Source organism: Plesiomonas sp. (assembly GCF_051652165.1).
Classification (GTDB): domain Bacteria; phylum Pseudomonadota; class Gammaproteobacteria; order Enterobacterales; family CAMTGL01; genus Plesiomonas.
The window spans coordinates 66,665-84,137 of the sequence record NZ_JBOFTR010000014.1; the positions used below are offsets into that span (position 1 = coordinate 66,665).

At 46.6% G+C, this 17,473-nt stretch carries 19 protein-coding genes; 17 read left to right on the forward strand and 2 right to left on the reverse strand.

Features of this window, described 5'->3' with window-relative positions; all coding sequences use genetic code 11:
• Positions 1-3: 3 nt before the first annotated feature.
• From ACRC53_RS08410 to ACRC53_RS08475, 14 genes are all read left to right on the forward strand, one after another.
• Positions 4-201, forward strand: coding sequence for a DUF2635 domain-containing protein (locus ACRC53_RS08410; protein WP_438643014.1), 198 nt, complete (start codon positions 4-6; stop codon positions 199-201).
• Positions 202-204: 3 nt separating this feature from the next.
• Positions 205-1,683, forward strand: a complete 1,479-nt coding sequence (locus ACRC53_RS08415) for a phage tail sheath subtilisin-like domain-containing protein (RefSeq protein WP_438643015.1) — start codon at positions 205-207, stop codon at positions 1,681-1,683.
• A gap of 9 nt (positions 1,684-1,692) precedes the next feature.
• On the forward strand, positions 1,693-2,049 hold the full coding sequence (locus ACRC53_RS08420; RefSeq protein ID WP_047709085.1) for a phage tail tube protein: 357 nt from the start codon (positions 1,693-1,695) through the stop codon (positions 2,047-2,049).
• A gap of 2 nt (positions 2,050-2,051) precedes the next feature.
• Positions 2,052-2,423: a phage tail assembly protein gene (locus tag ACRC53_RS08425; RefSeq protein WP_047709086.1), complete on the forward strand. Its 372-nt coding sequence runs from the start codon at positions 2,052-2,054 to the stop codon at positions 2,421-2,423.
• Between the two features lie 136 nt (positions 2,424-2,559).
• Positions 2,560-2,931 (forward strand): helix-turn-helix domain-containing protein, encoded by a 372-nt coding sequence (locus tag ACRC53_RS08430; RefSeq protein ID WP_438643016.1) that lies wholly within the window; start codon positions 2,560-2,562, stop codon positions 2,929-2,931.
• A gap of 2 nt (positions 2,932-2,933) precedes the next feature.
• A complete protein-coding gene (locus ACRC53_RS08435) occupies positions 2,934-4,820 on the forward strand; it encodes a phage tail tape measure protein (protein ID WP_438643017.1) in 1,887 nt (628 codons plus the stop codon).
• An 11-nt stretch (positions 4,821-4,831) separates the two neighbouring features.
• Positions 4,832-6,226 carry a DNA circularization protein gene (locus tag ACRC53_RS08440; RefSeq protein WP_438643018.1) on the forward strand — a complete coding sequence of 465 codons (1,395 nt, stop codon included), beginning with the start codon at positions 4,832-4,834 and terminating at the stop codon, positions 6,224-6,226.
• Complete coding sequence (locus ACRC53_RS08445) at positions 6,219-7,301, forward strand: phage baseplate assembly protein (RefSeq protein ID WP_438643019.1); 1,083 nt, start codon at positions 6,219-6,221, stop codon at positions 7,299-7,301. The genes ACRC53_RS08440 and ACRC53_RS08445 overlap by 8 nt, the downstream gene beginning before the upstream one ends.
• Positions 7,292-7,837, forward strand: a complete 546-nt coding sequence (locus ACRC53_RS08450; protein ID WP_438643020.1) for a phage baseplate assembly protein V — start codon at positions 7,292-7,294, stop codon at positions 7,835-7,837. Before ACRC53_RS08445 ends, ACRC53_RS08450 begins: the two co-directional genes overlap by 10 nt.
• 7 nt (positions 7,838-7,844) lie before the next feature.
• Complete coding sequence (locus ACRC53_RS08455) at positions 7,845-8,297, forward strand: phage GP46 family protein (protein WP_438643021.1); 453 nt, start codon at positions 7,845-7,847, stop codon at positions 8,295-8,297.
• A complete protein-coding gene (locus ACRC53_RS08460; protein ID WP_438643022.1) occupies positions 8,287-9,354 on the forward strand; it encodes a baseplate J/gp47 family protein in 1,068 nt (355 codons plus the stop codon). The genes ACRC53_RS08455 and ACRC53_RS08460 overlap by 11 nt, the downstream gene beginning before the upstream one ends.
• Entirely contained in the window at positions 9,339-9,920 is a 582-nt protein-coding gene (locus ACRC53_RS08465; protein ID WP_438643023.1) for a YmfQ family protein, read from the forward strand. Before ACRC53_RS08460 ends, ACRC53_RS08465 begins: the two co-directional genes overlap by 16 nt.
• Positions 9,921-9,922: 2 nt before the next feature.
• Positions 9,923-10,606, forward strand: coding sequence for a phage tail protein (locus ACRC53_RS08470; RefSeq protein ID WP_438643024.1), 684 nt, complete (start codon positions 9,923-9,925; stop codon positions 10,604-10,606).
• Positions 10,606-11,214 (forward strand): tail fiber assembly protein, encoded by a 609-nt coding sequence (locus ACRC53_RS08475; RefSeq protein WP_438643025.1) that lies wholly within the window; start codon positions 10,606-10,608, stop codon positions 11,212-11,214. Before ACRC53_RS08470 ends, ACRC53_RS08475 begins: the two co-directional genes overlap by 1 nt.
• A gap of 126 nt (positions 11,215-11,340) precedes the next feature.
• Here the strand turns inward: ACRC53_RS08475 and ACRC53_RS08480 are convergent, their stop codons facing one another.
• Positions 11,341-12,102, reverse strand: coding sequence for a YoaK family protein (locus ACRC53_RS08480; protein WP_438643026.1), 762 nt, complete (start codon positions 12,100-12,102; stop codon positions 11,341-11,343).
• Between the two features lie 359 nt (positions 12,103-12,461).
• On the opposite strand from ACRC53_RS08480, the gene glpE reads away from it, so the two are divergent.
• Positions 12,462-12,824, forward strand: a complete 363-nt coding sequence (gene glpE, locus ACRC53_RS08485) for a thiosulfate sulfurtransferase GlpE (RefSeq protein ID WP_438643027.1) — start codon at positions 12,462-12,464, stop codon at positions 12,822-12,824.
• Between the two features lie 35 nt (positions 12,825-12,859).
• Positions 12,860-13,705 (forward strand): rhomboid family intramembrane serine protease GlpG, encoded by an 846-nt coding sequence (glpG, locus tag ACRC53_RS08490; RefSeq protein WP_438643028.1) that lies wholly within the window; start codon positions 12,860-12,862, stop codon positions 13,703-13,705.
• A 98-nt stretch (positions 13,706-13,803) separates the two neighbouring features.
• On the opposite strand, the gene rpoH is transcribed toward glpG, so the two are convergent.
• Positions 13,804-14,652 (reverse strand): RNA polymerase sigma factor RpoH, encoded by an 849-nt coding sequence (gene rpoH / locus ACRC53_RS08495; protein ID WP_438643033.1) that lies wholly within the window; start codon positions 14,650-14,652, stop codon positions 13,804-13,806.
• Between the two features lie 1,443 nt (positions 14,653-16,095).
• Between rpoH and ACRC53_RS08500 the strand changes: the two genes are divergently transcribed.
• Positions 16,096-17,473, forward strand: a 1,378-nt coding sequence (locus ACRC53_RS08500; protein WP_438643029.1) for a hypothetical protein, incomplete at its 3' end; no start/stop codon positions are given.

The window sequence follows — 17,473 nt, forward strand, 5'->3', positions numbered from 1 at the left end:
TACGTGAACGTTAAGCCAGCCGATGGGCTGATTGTCAAGAAACCCGATGGCACCGTGTTATCCGCTGATGGTGAAGCTGTTCCGCGCACGGCCTTCTGGTTACGACGATTCGCTGATGGTGATGTGGTCATCAGTGAAAACAAGCAGGTAGCCAAGGCTGCCAGAACGAACAAAGACAAAACCCCTTCAAATAAGGAGTGATCCATGGCCCTTGGCACTATTGCTAATGATGTGCGGGTTCCGCTGGTTTATATCGAAATCGATAACTCGCAAGCGTTGAGCGGCAATATCGCTCAAGATCAAAAGGTGTTGCTGCTCGGTCAGATGACATCTAGCGGCACAGCGTCACCGCTGCAGGTGGTTGAAGTACCGGTCAGCGAATCAGCTATCGATAGCCTGTTTGGTGTTGGCTCTATGATGGCGCTGGCCGCTAAGCGTTATCGCAAAGCGAACGGCTATACACGAACCTTTGCCATTCCCATTGCCGACCTGACTGAAGGTGCTGCGGCGGAAGGTGCATTCACGTTTGCAGGCCCAGCTGTGCAAGCCGGTACGCTATATCTGCTGGTCGCCGGACAATCAGTGCAAGTGGGTGTTGCTGCCAATGCGACTGATGAAACGATCGCAACCAGCGTGGCTGCGGCTATCAATGCAAAAACCAATCTGCCTGTGACTGCCGTGGTAGACAGCGCTACGCCTAAAAAAGTGAAAGTGAAGTCAAAGCTCAAGGGCCTGACGGGTAACGATATCGATCTGCGATACAACTACTACAGCGGTGAGCAGTTGCCGAGTGGTGTAACGGTGACCGTTGATGCAATGACCGGTGGTGCGGGAACGCCCGATATGTCTGCGGTGATCGCGGCCATGCCGGACGAATGGTACAACCACATCATGATGCCGTTCTCTGACACATCCAGCTTGAACACCCTGCGTGATGAAATGCTGGAGCGTTGGGGCCCATACAAGATGATGGAGGCGATCGCCTATTCCTGCTATCGGGGCACCTACGGTGAGACCATCACGTTTGGGGAATCACGTAACGACTTCCTGATCTCCACCATGATGAGCAGCACCATGCCAACGCCAGCGTGGGAAATGGCCGCAGCCTATTGTGGTATCGCCGCTTATCACTTGGCTATCGACCCTGCGCGTCCACTGCAAACCTTGGCGTTACCAGGCGTTATTCCTCCGGCCAAAGAAGACCGTTTCGGCTGGCCTGAGCGTAACAATCTGCTGAAGTCCGGCATTGCAACGTATCAGGTACAGCCTGGTGACGTTGTAGCGATTGAGCGTGAAGTTTCGATGTACCAGAAAAACAGCTATGGCGACCCTGACCCAAGCTATCTGGATATCACGACTCCGGCCACGCTGGGCAAGATTCGTTATGACATTAACGTCATGGTTTCTAACCGCTTCCCGCGTCATAAGTTGGCCGATGACGATGTGTTATCACGCATTGACCCTGCGCAGCCGATCGTAACGCCAAAACTGATGACGGAGGCCATCTTTGAAGTGGCAGAACGTTGGGTAACAGAAGGGCTGATTGAAGATTTCGATTTGTTCAAAGCGACGTTTAAGTGCTACCGCGATGCGTCAGACCGGAATCGACTCAACTGCGTGTGCCACCCAGATGTAGTTAACCAGCTGCGCGTATTTGCTGGCCTGATTCAATTCAAACTGTAAGGGACGATCATGGGACAAATTCTTGGCGAAGTGACGATTCGAGCGAATGGTAAGCAGCTCAAGACGAAGCCTGGTGCAGTGCTGAACCCAGGCGGTTATTCCCGCACTCAACATATGGGGCCTGGGCGCGTATGGGGGAAAAGCAAAAAATTCAGCCCCCCCAGCATTGAGCTGGTGATTGCCGCAGATGAAGACGTTGACGTTATGGACATCAACGCAATGGAAAGCGTTACCCTCGTTTGGGAAGGTGATAACGGCGTGTCTTACATGATGACTCAATCGTCTGTTAACGACCCAGCCCAGTTGCGTGAAGAGAGTGGCGATATTGCGGCCACGTTCTTCGGTGACAAGGTAGTGAGGATCTGATTGTGGCATTGCTGACCTTTGAACTGACTCACGGCATCACTGTCGTGAGCAGTGATGATAAACCCATAACCTATCATGAGGTGGGGTTACGAGAGCTCACTGCCGCTGATTTGATTGATGCGCAGCTGGAATCTGAAAAAGTGGTAGTGAACGCCGGTAAGGCCGTGGCTTATACCAGTGATGTGCTGTACGGCCTGAATTTGTTGTGCCGTCAGGTTGAGTACATCGGTGATGTCAAAGGCCCACTGACTATCAAGATGCTGAAGAAGCTGCATATCGACGATTTAGATCTGCTGCGAGTAAAAACCGAAGAGCTGGACCGAGCCTTAACCGACGCAATAGCTGCGCGGGGGCGATCTGATTCAGCTGGCTGAACCGGTCATGGGGTTGATGCTTGCCATGAGCAAGCATATCCCCACAGCTGAGCTGAAACACCTTCCTTTGCGCCACTTGCTGCGCCGCTTTGACCTGTTAAAGCAAGTGATGACTCCTACGAAATAGAGAGTATCAATGATGGCTATTACTAACTTTGGTAAAGCTGTAAAGAAAGCAAGAATCGATGCTGATGTTTCTTTGTCAGTCATGGCCATAGAGCTAGGGGTTAGCGCACCGTTTCTTAGTGCACTAGAACGAGGAAACAAAAAAATATCTAAAGGCTGGGTAAATGGTATTTGTCAGTTTTTCAGTGGGAAAGGTATTCATTTAGATAACCTTCAAGAGCTGGCTGATATATCAAATGGCTTTGTTAATTTGGAACATCTTCCTGATGAGCAACAGTTTCTTGTCACTAAATTGGCTAAGCGGCCTTTATCACCAGAGCATATTGATTTGATTTTTCGCACTCTTGATGAGTGTGTTTGTGTTTCACCAACGCGGGGTTAAAAATGTCTAAGCAGCTGGCTACAGATATTGTTATTAATCTTTCCGGTAATTTATCGGCTAAGGCTCGGCAATATGGCCAGAGCATGAGTCAGTTTGCTGCTAATAATCAGCGCGCCATGAACTTAGTGAAAATGTCTACCTCTGCCGTTGGTCGAGGTTTGGATAATATGCAAAACCGATATGTTGCTATTGGTGCTGGTTTAGTGGGTGGTGCCGCTGTTCGTGAATATTCACAGCTTGACCGAAGAATTTCCCGCATTGCTATTGCTGCTGATATTTCACGTGAAAAATCAAAAGAACTGTATGACCAAATTCAGCAGGTATCAAATTTAAAAGGTATTCGCGTAGACCCTAGCGAAGTTACATCAGCTATTGAAGAAATACTGACGAAAACCGGTGACTTGGAATATGCCATTGCAAACCTGCCTAATATTGCGGCGGTAATGCAAGCAACCGGTGCAAGTGGTACAGAAGTCGGTGGTATTTTTACTGAATTTAAAAAGCTGGCCATTGATAGCAATGATGCGGCAATGCGCGCCATCGACACGCTGAACCTGCAAGGTAAGCAAGGTGCATTTACGCTTGGCAATCTGGCCAAAGAGGGCCCGAAAATCTTTGCTGCGTATGCGTCAACCGGCCGACAAGGCACCGCTGCAGTCACTGAACTGGGTGCAGCACTGCAGATTATTCGTCAAGGCGTAGGCTCTGATTCTGAAGCGGTGACGGCGTTTGAATCCCTTATTCGAGATATCACCCGACCTGAAACGGTTAAGAAGTTAAAGCAGCTAGGCGGAATTGAAGTTTTTGACCCTGAGCAGCTTAAGAAAGGCAAAGAGGTTATGCGCTCTCTGCCCGTTTTGATTGAAGAGATTGTCACTAAGTCAAAGGGCTTATCTACCAATATCGCAAAGCTTAATTTAACTGATGAAGCCAAACGTGCATTGAAGCCAGTGATCGCCGAATACATTCAGACCGGCGATGTGAAGTCATTTGACGAATTTATGAAAGTGGCTGGCGATGGAAAAACAACACTGAACGATGCAGCCAAAGCAGCCGGTGATTTCGCGGGTAGTTTGCAGCTTCTGAAAAACAGTTGGGGTCAATTCTCTAATCAACAACTGGCAACCCCTATTGCTGAATTGGCTGATGCCATTAATAGCCTTGACCCTGCAGCCGTTCAGAACTGGCTTGAAACGGGAAAAAATATTGCATTAGTCGTTGGTGGATTAATTGCGGTTAAAAAAGGTGTTGATGCAGCACGCTGGACTAAAGGGGTATGGGACGCGGCTAAGCCAAAAGGTGGCGGCGGTGCAGCTGGTGCTCTTGGTTCAATGGCTGGATTAGGTGCGACACCGGTTTATGTTGTGAATATGCCAGGCGGTGGTTTTACCGATATGGCGGGTATTCCTGATGGTAAGCCGGGCAAGCCAGGAAAGCCTGGGCGTTTCTCTAGCCTCAAAAGTTTCTCACCAGGCATGATGGCCATGGGAACACTTGGCCTTTTATTTGCGGCCAGTCAGGCTGAAGAAGGTCAGCGTTTAGGCGCTGAAAACAATGCGGCACAGGCCGCTAAAGCCACGCTGCCAATGCCTACACAACTTAACAATAAAGATGCCTTTGTTTTGATGTCAGAGGCGTCTCAACAAGAAAATGAAAAAGCTAAATCACCAAAATTAGAAAGCAGTAACCCATTCACAATGATGGCCATTATGTTACAGAAAGAAAGCAATGCTGGATTGCAAAATGCCACGTTAAATCAGGTGAGTGAGCAGAAAATAAATGCATCTCTTGATGTTAAGGTCAGTGACGACCGAGTGACTGTAACCACCCGCGAAGCGGCACCTGGTCTTAAAGTTAATGTGGATACCGGCCCTTCATTGATGCCGTAACGGGGGTTTAGATGAGCTTTAAAGAGCGTTTAACGGCCTCAGTTCGCGGCGTTGAGTTCCTGTTGAATACCGTGGACGGCAAAGGTGGCCGCCGCGCTATTCCACGTGAATATCCCAAGCGTGAAACTGGATGGACAGAAGATAACGGCGCAGTTCTGACAAACGAGCAGATCGTAGGAAAAGTGGTCGGCAAAGATTATCTGTCTAAACTCCGTTCGCTGTTGGATGCACTGAACCAGCCTGGTACGTGTGAAATGATTCACCCATGGTGGGGTGTGCGCACGGTACAAGTGGGCGAAGTCAGTCACCGGCTCGATAACGAAGAAGACGGCGTGGCTTACGTCACGTTCACTGTCTGGGAAGCCGGTACGCGGTTGTTCCCCTCATCGGCTATCGATACGGCAGGTGCGCTGGGTAATGCCGCAGGAGCTGCTATGGGGGCCTCTGAACAGTCGTTCATGGATAGCTTCATCACTGGCATCGATAACATGGGGGCAATGGTTGATACCTTTCTCGATGATATGGATGAGTTCACCCGTGGCTTGCCTACATTGCCCGATCAATTCCGTGAATGGACTGACCGCCTCATCCGCACAAAAGATAGCGTGGGTGGGCTGCTCGCGTATCCAGGCAGTCTAGCCCGTGAAGTCACCGGCATCGTGGAAGACGTGAAAGGTGTGGTTACTGACCCTATTCGCGCGTTGGGTGTCTATGACCAGATTAGTCGTCGCTGGGAAGGTATGCGTGCAGAACTGGCGATCACTGGCGGTTTGCCAACGAGCATCAGTGCAGATGTGAAAACACGTCTGGCATCGTCAGTACCCACTATTGATACGCCGACAGAGCTGAATGCTGCGTTATCCAATGGGCAGCAATTTACCCAGCTAATTGACCGCGCCGCGGCGATATCAGCGGCCAGCGCAATTGCTGATGCCAATTTCACCAGCACCCGAGACTTCACCAAAGACAGCATAGCCACGGTGACTATCGGGCAATCACTGACTGGTGATCAGGCTAATAATACGGTGAGTCGTCCTGTCGTAATTGATGGTGTAGTGGGCGCAGATCGTAACGTGCAGCTGACTGCTGATGAAGTCGAAACAATGAATAATACGCTCGCAAATCGTTTGGCTGAGTTGGCCGTTGATGCGGTGGAATCCGGTGACAGCGAAGTGTGGCGTGCATTACGTGATCTACGTTTAGCTCTATTAAATGACAACAAAGAACGGGCAGCAAAATTGCCGCGTCGCCGCCAAATTACGGTTAACACGACTACACCATCGGCATTATTAGCGTGGCAGCAATATGGTAATGCGGAGTACCGCGATCGGATTGTGAGCAGTAATAAACTGCGTAATCCAACATTCATTACGCCAAGCACTACGGTCGAGGTGATCGATGTCTGAGCCAATTACGCTGTTGGTTGACGGGAAAATTTATGGTGGCTGGCAAAAAGTGCGTATCACGCGCTCGCTGATTGATGTTGCGGGCTCATTCGAGTTGTCGTTAACGCGCAAATGGGAGGATGCCAAACCATTAGAGATTAAGCCGTTGAGTGGCTGTGTCGTGAAAATCGGTGATGACACAGCGCTAACCGGATACGTTGATGACTTCATCCCCAGTTACGACGCCAAAGAAGTCTCATGGGTCGTGAATGGTCGTAGTAAAACTGCGGACTTAGTGGACTGCTCGGCGATCTATAAATCAGGTCAGTGGAGTAACGTTAAGTTTGATCAGGTCGCCCGTGATATATGTTCACCGTTCAATATTGCTGTATCCGTTGAGTGTGATGTGGGTGCGGTGTTTCCTCGGGTCGCTATCGAACAAGGGGAGACCGCGTTTGAACTGTTAGACCGTTTGGCAAAGCAGCGAGCGTTGTTGCTAACGACCAATGAACTTGGTCAGCTCGTTATCACGCAAGCCAGTGAACAGGATATGGGAACAGCACTTGAACTTGGGGTTAATGCTCTAGCCGCTAGAGGCCGATTCAGCACCAAGGATCGGGCATCAGAATGGATCGTAAAAGGCAGCAGCTACGGTGGTGGCGAAACGTGGAGTAACTCGGCACCAAGCACTTTAGGCGGCCAAAAAGCCGTGGTTACTGACCCAAGTATTACACGTTATCGCCCACGGATTATCATTGCAGAAGATGTGACGACGGCTGCGGGTGCAAGTATTCGCGGTCAGTGGCAAATGCAAAGAACCCTTGGCGAAGGGACGCAAACTGAAATCACGGTGGCAGGCTGGCGAACTCAAGGTATCAAGGGTGATACTGGCCCTCTGTGGCAAATTAACCGCATGTGTCCAGTAAAAGATGATATTCAGGTTTTAGACGCAAAATGGCTCATTAGCGTGGTGACGCTGATTGAGGATGATAAAAACGGCAGGATATCTATCATTAATCTGATGCCCCGTGAGGCAATGCTCATCCCCGCCGAAGTATCGAAAAAGCGGACGAAGGAGGTTGAAACATGGGCGTAAGTTTGCGTGATGTGCAGAAGCTGCTTGCGCCATTGCAGCGCCGGATTCGACTGCTTGCTGACCGTGCTGTAATTACGTTGGTTAATGATGCCCTGCAGCGGCAAAACTTGCAGCTAAAAGTACTGGCCGATGAAAGCGCGAGTGATGTTGAACGTTTTCAAAATTATGGGCATACGAGTGTTCCACCAATAGGCTCAGAGGCTATCGTTCTTAGCGTTGGAGGTTCGCGCGCGGGGTTGGTTGCTATCTCCGTTGAAGATAAATCTGTACGACCAAAAGATCTGGCTGAGGGGGATAGTTGTCTATACCATCTCGAAGGTCATCGCATCATCCTGCGTGAAAATGGCTTAGTCGAAATTCAAGCGAAATCAGTCATTTTGAACGCATCAGAGAAACACACCATCATTTCCCCCATGACAGAAATTCAAGGCGCTTTGCATGTGACCGGACTAGTAACTTCAGATGAAGATATGAAAGTCGGTGATATCTCTGTGAAGGGCCACGATCATGAGAAAGGGGTTGGTGCCCCTGTGTGAGGGGCAATTGACTACAGCAATCATCTGGAACAACGAAACCGGCCGAGGCGATATCGAAATCACCTCGGCCGGTTTGCGTCAGGATGATGGGCTGGCCACACTGGTTTTGATGATTCTTTTCACCGATGCCCGAGCCGATGACTCCGATGTACTGCCAGACGGTACCGGCGATAAGCGCGGCTGGATTGGCGACACCTTCGCAGATGAACCGTGGGGCAGCAAACTCTGGTTATTAGACCGTTCTAAGCTCACCACTGATGTTCGCAATAAAGCTGTAACCTATGCTCAAACCGCCCTTGATACCCATTTAAAGCCCGATTACGCCCGAGATATTGTGGTGACAGGCTCTATTCCTAAGTTTCAGCTGCTGCAGCTGGATATCGTTATTACACGTCCAGACGGAACCAAGGTGCCTATGACTATCAACAAGCGATGGGAGGCGCAGGCGAATGCCGTATAACATTCCTACTCTCCGCCAGTTAATCGCGTCAGGACAGCTAGATCTTGAGTCGTCACTGGATACGTTGCTGCCAAAGTTTGGTATTGAGAAAGCACTGAATGCCTCGGTGGCGAGTGGTGTACGTGACCTGTATGACCATCAAATGTGGATTGTCAGACAGATCATTCCAACGACCGAATCAGAAGACCAAACGATTGTTGAAACGGCACAATATGAGGGTGTCATCCGTAAGTTGGCCAGCTATGCCGTGGGGCCGGTGACTCTGCAATCATCTGTGCCGGTCCCCGTTGATACCGTTTTACAGCATAAGGACGGCAGGCAATACACTGTCACTTCTAGTGGTAGCCCTAGCGCTGGATCGGTTGTTGTGCGTATTCAAGCTAAAGTCGCTGGCGCATCCGGCAACATACTTGCCGGAGAATCGTTATCACTAGTTACGCCAGTTCCTGGTGTTCAATCAACAGGGACGTGTGGAAGTATCAGCGGTGGTGCAGACATTGAATCCATCAGCCAAGTTCTTGAGCGCCTGCTATTCCGTAAGCGAAATCCTCCATCAGGTGGAGCAGTGCATGATTATGTTGCGTGGATGCGTGAGCTGCCTGGTGTAACCCGCGCGTGGTGCTATGACGCATGGCATGGCGGTAGCACGGTAGGTATCGCATGGGTTTACGATGACCGAGCGGATATCCTGCCGAACGCGACTGATAAAACTGCAATGCAGGCATACTTATTCCGACATTCTGACCCAGCGACCGGCGTGCTAGTTGGTCGGCCTGGCGGCATTGAGCCTGTCGATATGGGTATTCAGCTTAAACGTACTGATTTAGTCATTACGCCAACACCTGACAATGCAGCCACCCGAGCCGGTATTAATAAAAATCTAATTAGCTACCAAAGCACGTTATCCCCAGGACAAACAATGCTTGTCTCAAAGGTGCGAACGGCGATTGGTTCGGCAGTTGGCGTGGAGAATTACACGTTAAATCTGTCAAGTGACGTAACAGCGCAGCCTAACCAGTTGAACGTCATCGGAGGTATCACGTGGCCCACTCAGTAGAAGAATGGCATAACGCGCTTTTACAGCTAATGCCGCGTGGAAAAGTATGGCCTCGTGACCCAGACTCTGATTTATCAAAATATGTGTTTGGCTTTGCTCAGCGTTTGGTCGATGCAGAGGTTAGCGCAGATCAGCTTTACCTAGAGATGCGACCGGAAACAACGGTGCAGCTATTACCCGAGTGGGAAAGCTATTTGGGGCTTCCTGAGTGCAATATCCAGAACCAGTCATTTGAAAGTCGCCGTGCGGCTGTAGTTGAAAAATATCATCGCAAAGGTGGCCTACAGACGTGGCAAATCAAAGCTATGGCTTTGTCCCTCGGCTTCGTTGTAGAGGTTAACGAACACTTCCCTCATCACGTTCTGCGCAGCGTCATGTATCCAATCTGGCCTAATCGCTGGCGGCATACGTTGGAAGTGGTTGTTTATGGCATGCCAGACGGTCGATTTCGTGTGACTGACAATGTGCTAACGCCACTGAAAACGCAGACGGCGTTGCTGCTTGAATGCACCCTGTCACGCTACAAACTTGGCGGGTTTACTTATGAATTCATCTATGAGGTCTGACTATGTATTGGCTTGATAATAGCACCGGTGTTACGACTCCACCGACTATTCCTCCAGTTCAGTCATCAGTTCGCCGATACTTTACTGAAGGTGGTCAAGGGCTATCGCCATCTACTCCTGGTGGCGAATGGTTCAATATGGTGACTGATGAGTTACTGGCTTTGCTCGCACTTGCAAATATTACACCGGATAAGACTGACCATTCTCAGATTGCAAAGGCAATTCAAGCTATTGCGTTCAGTGCATATCCTGTTGGTGCACCAATTCCATGGCCTATGGCTGTGCCGCCATCCGGTTTTTTAGCTATGACAGGACAATCATTTAGCTCAGCAACTTATCCAAAATTAGCCTTGGCCTATCCGGCGCTAGTGTTGCCTGATATGCGATCTGAGTTCATTCGTGGCTGGGATAATGGACGTGGTATAGATTCAGGCAGGATGATTTTAAATTCTCAGCTGGATTCTTTGCAGAATATTACTGGTAGTGTGGCCAACGTTTTTACTTCAGATCCCAGTGGTCAGAATGGCGCTTTGGTGTATTCAGGCAGTGGGGGCGATCTTCTGGCTGCTGGTACAAAGACTATCCAATTTAGAAATTTGAGTTTTAATGCCTCATTAGTGGCTAGAACATCATCTGAAACTAGACCAAGAAATATTCCATTCAACTATATAGTAAGGGCCGCATAATGAACGAACCGCGAGTTTCTTGGGGTACGGATGGTTTTGCCTCTGAAAGTGGCTGGGCTTTAGCTCACTGCATTGATCAGGTTACTGGTGAGCTTCTTTATTCTCGTGATGTTTGGGTTTCTATCGGCACATCTTTGCCTGCTGGAGCCTTTTTAGACTCGCCGCCTCTAGGTGAGTCAGGTAAAGCTATTGTTAGGCTAGACGGCAAGTGGTCGTTAGTAGATGATTTACGTGGAATTACTGCGTATAACAAGCTAAATAGGCAGCCAGAAATTATCAGTTCTCTCGGCCCTTTGTCTCTAGAACTTACTCTTATTCCTTCATGCTCTCCGTTCGACGAGTGGAGGGAGGAACTCAATGACTGGGTTAAAAATCAACAGGATGAGCAAGATTGGCTTACGCAACAAGCTCAACAACAACGGTCATCTTTACTTAATGAAGCTAGTGTTGAGATATCAGCGTTGTCGGATGCTATTGACTTAGGAGTTATCTCTAACTCGGATGAGCAAATCCGGATGAGACTTACGCAGTGGAAGCAGTATCGTGCTGAGCTTGCAGCTATTGATTGCATTACTCATCCTATTAAATGGCCTGCTAAGCCCATTTAATAAGTCAGGTAATCATTGATTTATCTTCTTTGCATCCTTCCATGCTATTCGCTAGTGTTTTGAGCACCGCCAAAGTTGATCAAAACACTAGCTTTCCTTGCTCAAATGTCCCGCGCCGCTACAGCGTTAGACTGTCGTGCTGTCTGTTTTTGCACGATTACTTTCTACACCATCCATGTCCGAACGGTGGTGGTTTAAGTGCGCAAAAGTGTACTCTTTGTAGCTTAAAAACAGCATAAGTGCACAGGGTAAAATCAGGGCTAAAAATTGCTCTTGTTCAAAGCTATAAATAGCAACAGCAATGCCCACGACAAAACTGACAACCGAGCCAAATAAACTCAACAGTAATTTTCGCTCAACAGCCCGCCCTTCGCTGACTTTTGCCTCCTGATCGGCAATATATTCAGTTAAACGAATCGTCAGTTGAATCAGATTACCGGTTGCCGTTGCTGTACCAATACGGTCGCGCAGCAGCAAACGTGAAATAGCAGCATGAATGCCCATTGCTGCCACCCCACACAGTGCGGTGAGCCCTAATAAAAACTCATTGAGTATCCCTGAGGTATCAAGGCGGCTGCCAAATGCCATGCATAGCAACAGTAATACACTTTCAGCCACATACCAGCGGGCTTTATAAAAGATACTGTGGCGGCTGTTGCGGGTAAAACTGTATGTCACCAATGCCATGGCTAAAATAAAACAGCCTATACTCAATAGTGCAAACGTTAGGGTAATAGGCGCAGCAGAACCCGCCACAATCAAGTTTTGAATGATGCTGGACATAAACAAACCGCCCAACCCTAAAAAACCGACTGTATCAATAAAACCACCCACCCATGACAAAATCACAGGCTCTAATAAAAAAGGCTCTTTATGTGGGAAATCCATGAAAATACCTCAACACTCCACACTCTTCCATTATCTGCATATCGCAGTGCTGTGGTCTAAAATGCGAGAAAGAAAGTCATCTTCTAACCGCAGTAAACCCTGCTGACTCAACCGTGGCTGTGCTACATAGTAACTGTGCTACAAAATCACTGTAATCAAGAGTGACTATGCTGTACAAAACATCAGTTACCCTAGCGCAATTTACGCAGCTCACGATCAACTATCACTACAGTAGCGTTTTCCATATGTGTAGAGGTTAAAACTTGTAATCAAACATGAGAGCCCACACAGTTTATCAGGTCTGTTTTTATCCTGTATCCGGTACAATATGCCTCTTTCCTACCACGAGGTTTTCACACATGGAACAGTTTCAATTTATCTCAGTCAGTGATGCCAAGGCCAAACTCGATCACGGCAACGCTGTGCTGGTTGATATCCGCGATCTACACAGTTTTCAGACCAGCCATGTTGATAATGCCTTTCACCTGACCAATCAATCACTGATGACCTTTATGCAGCAAACTGATTTTTCCACCCCGGTGATTGTGATCTGTTATCACGGCAATAGCAGTCAAGGTGCTGCACAATACTTGATTAATCAGGGGTTTGATGAAGTGTATAGTCTCAATGGCGGTTTTGAAGCCTGGCAGCGTGATGCCCTTACACCTTCGTTACAGCCACAAACCGACAGTAGCAGGGTAACGAGTAGCAAGGTAAAGTAGCAGGTAATATCACGATAACTTTAGTGGAAATCGCCATGTTACGTTTGATGAGCCTACCGAACCCACGCCTTGCACAAGCCTATATCGATTATATGGCTACACAACACATCACGGTCAGTATGCAACCTGAAGCTGATCGTTATGCCCTCTATTTGCATGATGAACAACATCTTGATATTGCTCAACAAACACTGGCTGATTTTTTACAAAATCCAACCGCTGATCAATATCAAGATGCCAGTTGGCAACGCGCAGATACCCGCCTTGCCACACAGTTTAACTATGGCCATTTCTCTTATTTACAGGCCTTAAAAGTGGGCGCGGGCCCATTTACGCTGACCGTGATGGCTATCTGTGTCATGGTTTATCTGGTGGGTATGTTCTTTGGCAATAACATACTTTTTAGCTGGCTTGGCTTTCCACAAAACTCAGCACAGAGTTGGCAATTATGGCGACTGTTTACCCACACCTTTTTACACTTTTCGATTTTGCATATTAGCTTTAACTTACTCTGGTGGTGGGATCTGGGCGGGCCATTAGAGAAAAAACTTGGCTCACCTAAACTGATCCAACTCTTTCTATTCTCAGCACTATTTTCTGGTATCGGGCAGGCATGGGTGAGCGGTATCTACTTTGGGGGCTTATCTGGCATTGTGTATGCATTGGTGGGATATTTATTGATCTCTGGTGAGCGAGCACCTGAACGAGGCGTAGCAATTCCCCGACCATTAGCGGCCTTTATGCTCATTTGGCTGGTGTTTGGTTGGTTTGATTTGTTTGGTTTATCGATAGCCAATACTGCACATCTTATTGGTTTGATGACAGGTGCTTTACTGGCATGGTGGGATACACGTAATACACCATCGGTTACACAACATTAAGTGAGTGACACTCATACACGTTAGGCGCACTAACGCTTTTTATATGCTGCGTGCGCCTATCTCTAGCGGTTGTATGAGCAAAAAACCTAACAGAACCTCTATGCGTCAACCTCAATGGCCTCTTTGAGTTTTTTCAGTGCATTCTTCTCTAATTGGCGAATACGCTCAGCAGAGACCTGATAATGATCAGCCAGCTCTTGCAGTGTGGCTTTAGGTTCATCAAGCCAGCGGGCACGAACAATGTGCTGGCTGCGCTCATCGAGCATACTCATGGCATCAGATAACTGATCTGCGGCGTGTGACTCCCAGTTATCCTCTTCAATGCCATTGGCAAAATCAGACTGTTTATCTTCTAAAAACAGCACGGGTGCTTGCGGCGTGTCACGCGCCTCATCTTCTGGCCCTAAATCAAACGCCATATCTTGTGCTGACATGCGCGATTCCATTTCACGAACATCATCAGCACTAACACCTAACTCTTTAGCCACCATGTCAACTTCATCAAAGTTGAACCAACCTAACCGCTGTTTGGTTTTACGTAAATTAAAGAACAACTTACGTTGTGCTTTGGTGGTAGCCACTTTCACAATTCGCCAATTACGCAGCACGTATTCGTGAATTTCTGCTTTAATCCAGTGCACCGCAAATGACACTAAACGTACACCAACCTCAGGGTTAAAACGGCGCACCGCTTTCATCAAGCCGATGTTACCCTCTTGAATCAAATCGGCTTGCGGCAAACCGTATCCGGCATAGTTACGTGCAACATGAATCACAAAACGCAGATGTGACAAAATCAGCCGTTTAGCGGCATGAATATCACTGTGATAATGCAACCGCTCGGCCAGCTCTTTCTCTTCCTCTGCCGTGAGCATTGGAAAAGCGTTAGCGTTACGGATATAACTCTCTAAGCTGCCTTGTGGCACTAAAAAAGTCATTGTTTGCATATCTTGTTGCGTCATTCAATCCTCACGTTTTGGTCGTATATCGAAAAAACAGGAGTTACAAATCTGCGCTAATCTAGCCTAATTTCCTTTAGGGGAAAAGGCTGAACATTAACCAATTGTATCAGGTATGTCTGCGTGATACTGCACAAAATTACGCATACAGCATTGAATATGCAACCATATGCTAACAATACATACTTGCACATTACCTAAATACATCACCCACATAATAGACCATTAATCGGCCAAAGGGTTCAGCTACACGCGATATGCACATTGACTTAGCTTTTAACATAATCAGTATGATTATAAACTTTCATTTCATTTGTATGATATTTGGTGGCGTACTCACTCAGTAAGAATACAAAGCATATGTTCAGTGTGATTTTCACATCAAGCAACATGTTATACAAAGACCGTGATACTGACTTAATTCGGTAATCATAATGGCCCTAACTTAACTCAACACCGTTGATTATCTCTAAGGAAGAGATCTCTACACGGGTTATTCGCTTTACAACAGAAGCAATACTCATATTATCAATATAGATAACGCCTATTTTTATCTTTGCAACAGTATAATAATAAATGCTCAACCTTATTTTTAATAACTATTGATAATGCTCAAGCATTAAATGCCTCGTTAATACCACACTGCTCATTATCATTAGAAAATATACTCACATTAACTGCATAATTTTTCACCTCTTATTGCTTATATGCATTTATAATACTTTATATGGATATGCCCCCTCATTTGCATTGGTTTTACTTTGAATATAGTTATAATAAAATGATAAGATATTTAATTATTTTCCATGATTTATTACAATTTAAAGGTATTCAATGCAAAAGCAGCATAAATTTATTCTGAGCTTTATCGTCTGCATTGCTTTTTTGTATGCTGCACTCTCTTTTTTTACTGACAGAAGCATCGGCGACTTTTATCTGTTTGTTTTAAAATGTGAATTAGACAAACTGTTTTGCCATCTGTTCTGCCACAAGCTAAACATATTCAGTTAACATCACAACCCAATAAGTAAAATAAGCGATAAGGTTATTTCATTTCACCGGGTAAAATATGTGTTAATATAATGCAATAAATATCGAGCAAAAATCAGCCTAACCACAGTAAATTCAGTAACACACGCTTAAAAGCAATCGATCTCGCCAATAAAAAACAACACCTTATCAAATAAAACCCGCATTAAAATACCCGCCAATAAATTGAATAATCGTTAAAACCTATTGCTGCAATAGGAAATAACAATCAAGCAACTTATTGCTAAGAAGAATAATACCCCTATACTCACAGGTTCAATCATAGCAACAACAAATACTCTACAGCGCATTGCGGTATCAAATTAATATTAATTTGAACCACTCAGACAATTAATATTACACGCGCTAACAATTAGCAATAATCTTACGTTGAGAAGAACAATGAATATTCCCTTCAATAAAAAAATACTCTGTATTTTTGTAGCCTATAACACCCTATTACCAATACGTTCTGCATTGGCAAATACAGATAATATTTATGACACGTTAGATAAACAGGGCATTGTTGATGTTGGCTCTCAACAATCTAATGTGCTTGGTCTTTCTAGTGATGGGAATATGGCATTGGGCTTCTCAACTCAAGGTTCAAGTGCCGTTGCCACCGTATGGGATAAACAGAAAGGGGTTATTTATTTACCTAAAACCGATGAATATACTGATGACTCAGAAGCAACTGGTGTTAGTGCTGATAAAAAATATATCACTGGTTATTTAGGATGGCATGATAACGCATTTGACGGTAGTCAAGCCGTGTATTGGGATGAAAATAACCAAGTTCATCTTCTTGACACTCTATCAAATAAAAGGGGATCATCCACAGCCTCTGCAATAAGTGCTGATGGATCAATTATTGTTGGGCAAGCCTCTACTGATGCAAATCGCCAAAATGCAGTATATTGGACACGCGATGATAGTAAGATTCACAACATCAATCAGCTTGGTAATAATTCTCAAGCAACCAATACCGATAGCTACGGTAAGATGATTGTTGGTAATACCAATATTGGTAACGGTTCAGTGCAACAAGCTTTTAAATGGACTGAAGATGGTAAGATGGTTCAGCTTGCAGGTTTAACCAATAACGAAAGTAATGCGCTTGCTGTTAGTGATACAGGCCGGATTGCTGGTACCTCAGATGACGCTTCAAATACCTCCCGAGCTGTTTATTGGGATACTGACGGTAAAGTACATGATTTAGGCACATTACGTACAAATAACTCAGGCTACAGTGCATCTACCAATATTAGCCGTTTAGGTACCGTGATTTCAGGGGCAAGCGATGCTGATGACGGCAAACGTTATGGCTTTATCTGGAAAGAGGGCAAAGGGATGGGCTCAGTTAATGAGTGGTTAACAAAAGCCCATGTTAATGCTGGCTCAATGACAGCTATGACCGTAAATACCATGTCCTCTGATGGTGCAACCATTGCAGGTATGCTAACTAATATGCATGGATATGTCGCACGGGTTTTAGCAGTTAAAGAACCTATTTCACCTCTCACACCAAAGCCTGAGCCAAAACCTGAACAGCCAAAACCTGAACAGCCAAAACCTGAACAGCCAAAACCTGAACAGCCAAAACCTGAACAGCCAAAACCTGAACAGCCAAAGCCTACACCACCTGATCAAAGCGGAATTGTAGATGTTAATCAGGTCAAAGGTTCATTACTGTATGTTCAAAACAGCCTAGAGATGCAACGCCAAGCGGTGCAAAATGCGGCTGAAAATGCGGACTGTGCGGCATTTGGCCCTGATGGTA

Bases quoted from the DNA above. Each gene is read 5' to 3' on its own strand.
- ACRC53_RS08460 (WP_438643022.1), top strand. From the start codon at position 8,287: ATGCCGTATAACATTCCTACTCTCCGCCAGTTAATCGCGTCAGGACAG.
- glpG (WP_438643028.1), top strand. From the start codon at position 12,860: ATGTTACGTTTGATGAGCCTACCGAACCCACGCCTTGCACAAGCCTAT.
- ACRC53_RS08440 (WP_438643018.1), top strand. From the start codon at position 4,832: ATGAGCTTTAAAGAGCGTTTAACGGCCTCAGTTCGCGGCGTTGAGTTC.
- ACRC53_RS08415 (WP_438643015.1), top strand. From the start codon at position 205: ATGGCCCTTGGCACTATTGCTAATGATGTGCGGGTTCCGCTGGTTTAT.
- ACRC53_RS08445 (WP_438643019.1), top strand. From the start codon at position 6,219: ATGTCTGAGCCAATTACGCTGTTGGTTGACGGGAAAATTTATGGTGGC.
- ACRC53_RS08420 (WP_047709085.1), top strand. From the start codon at position 1,693: ATGGGACAAATTCTTGGCGAAGTGACGATTCGAGCGAATGGTAAGCAG.
- ACRC53_RS08475 (WP_438643025.1), top strand. From the start codon at position 10,606: ATGAACGAACCGCGAGTTTCTTGGGGTACGGATGGTTTTGCCTCTGAA.
- ACRC53_RS08470 (WP_438643024.1), top strand. From the start codon at position 9,923: ATGTATTGGCTTGATAATAGCACCGGTGTTACGACTCCACCGACTATT.
- ACRC53_RS08450 (WP_438643020.1), top strand. From the start codon at position 7,292: ATGGGCGTAAGTTTGCGTGATGTGCAGAAGCTGCTTGCGCCATTGCAG.
- ACRC53_RS08480 (WP_438643026.1), bottom strand. From the start codon at position 12,102: ATGGATTTCCCACATAAAGAGCCTTTTTTATTAGAGCCTGTGATTTTG.
- ACRC53_RS08435 (WP_438643017.1), top strand. From the start codon at position 2,934: ATGTCTAAGCAGCTGGCTACAGATATTGTTATTAATCTTTCCGGTAAT.
- ACRC53_RS08430 (WP_438643016.1), top strand. From the start codon at position 2,560: ATGATGGCTATTACTAACTTTGGTAAAGCTGTAAAGAAAGCAAGAATC.
- glpE (WP_438643027.1), top strand. From the start codon at position 12,462: ATGGAACAGTTTCAATTTATCTCAGTCAGTGATGCCAAGGCCAAACTC.
- rpoH (WP_438643033.1), bottom strand. From the start codon at position 14,652: ATGCAAACAATGACTTTTTTAGTGCCACAAGGCAGCTTAGAGAGTTAT.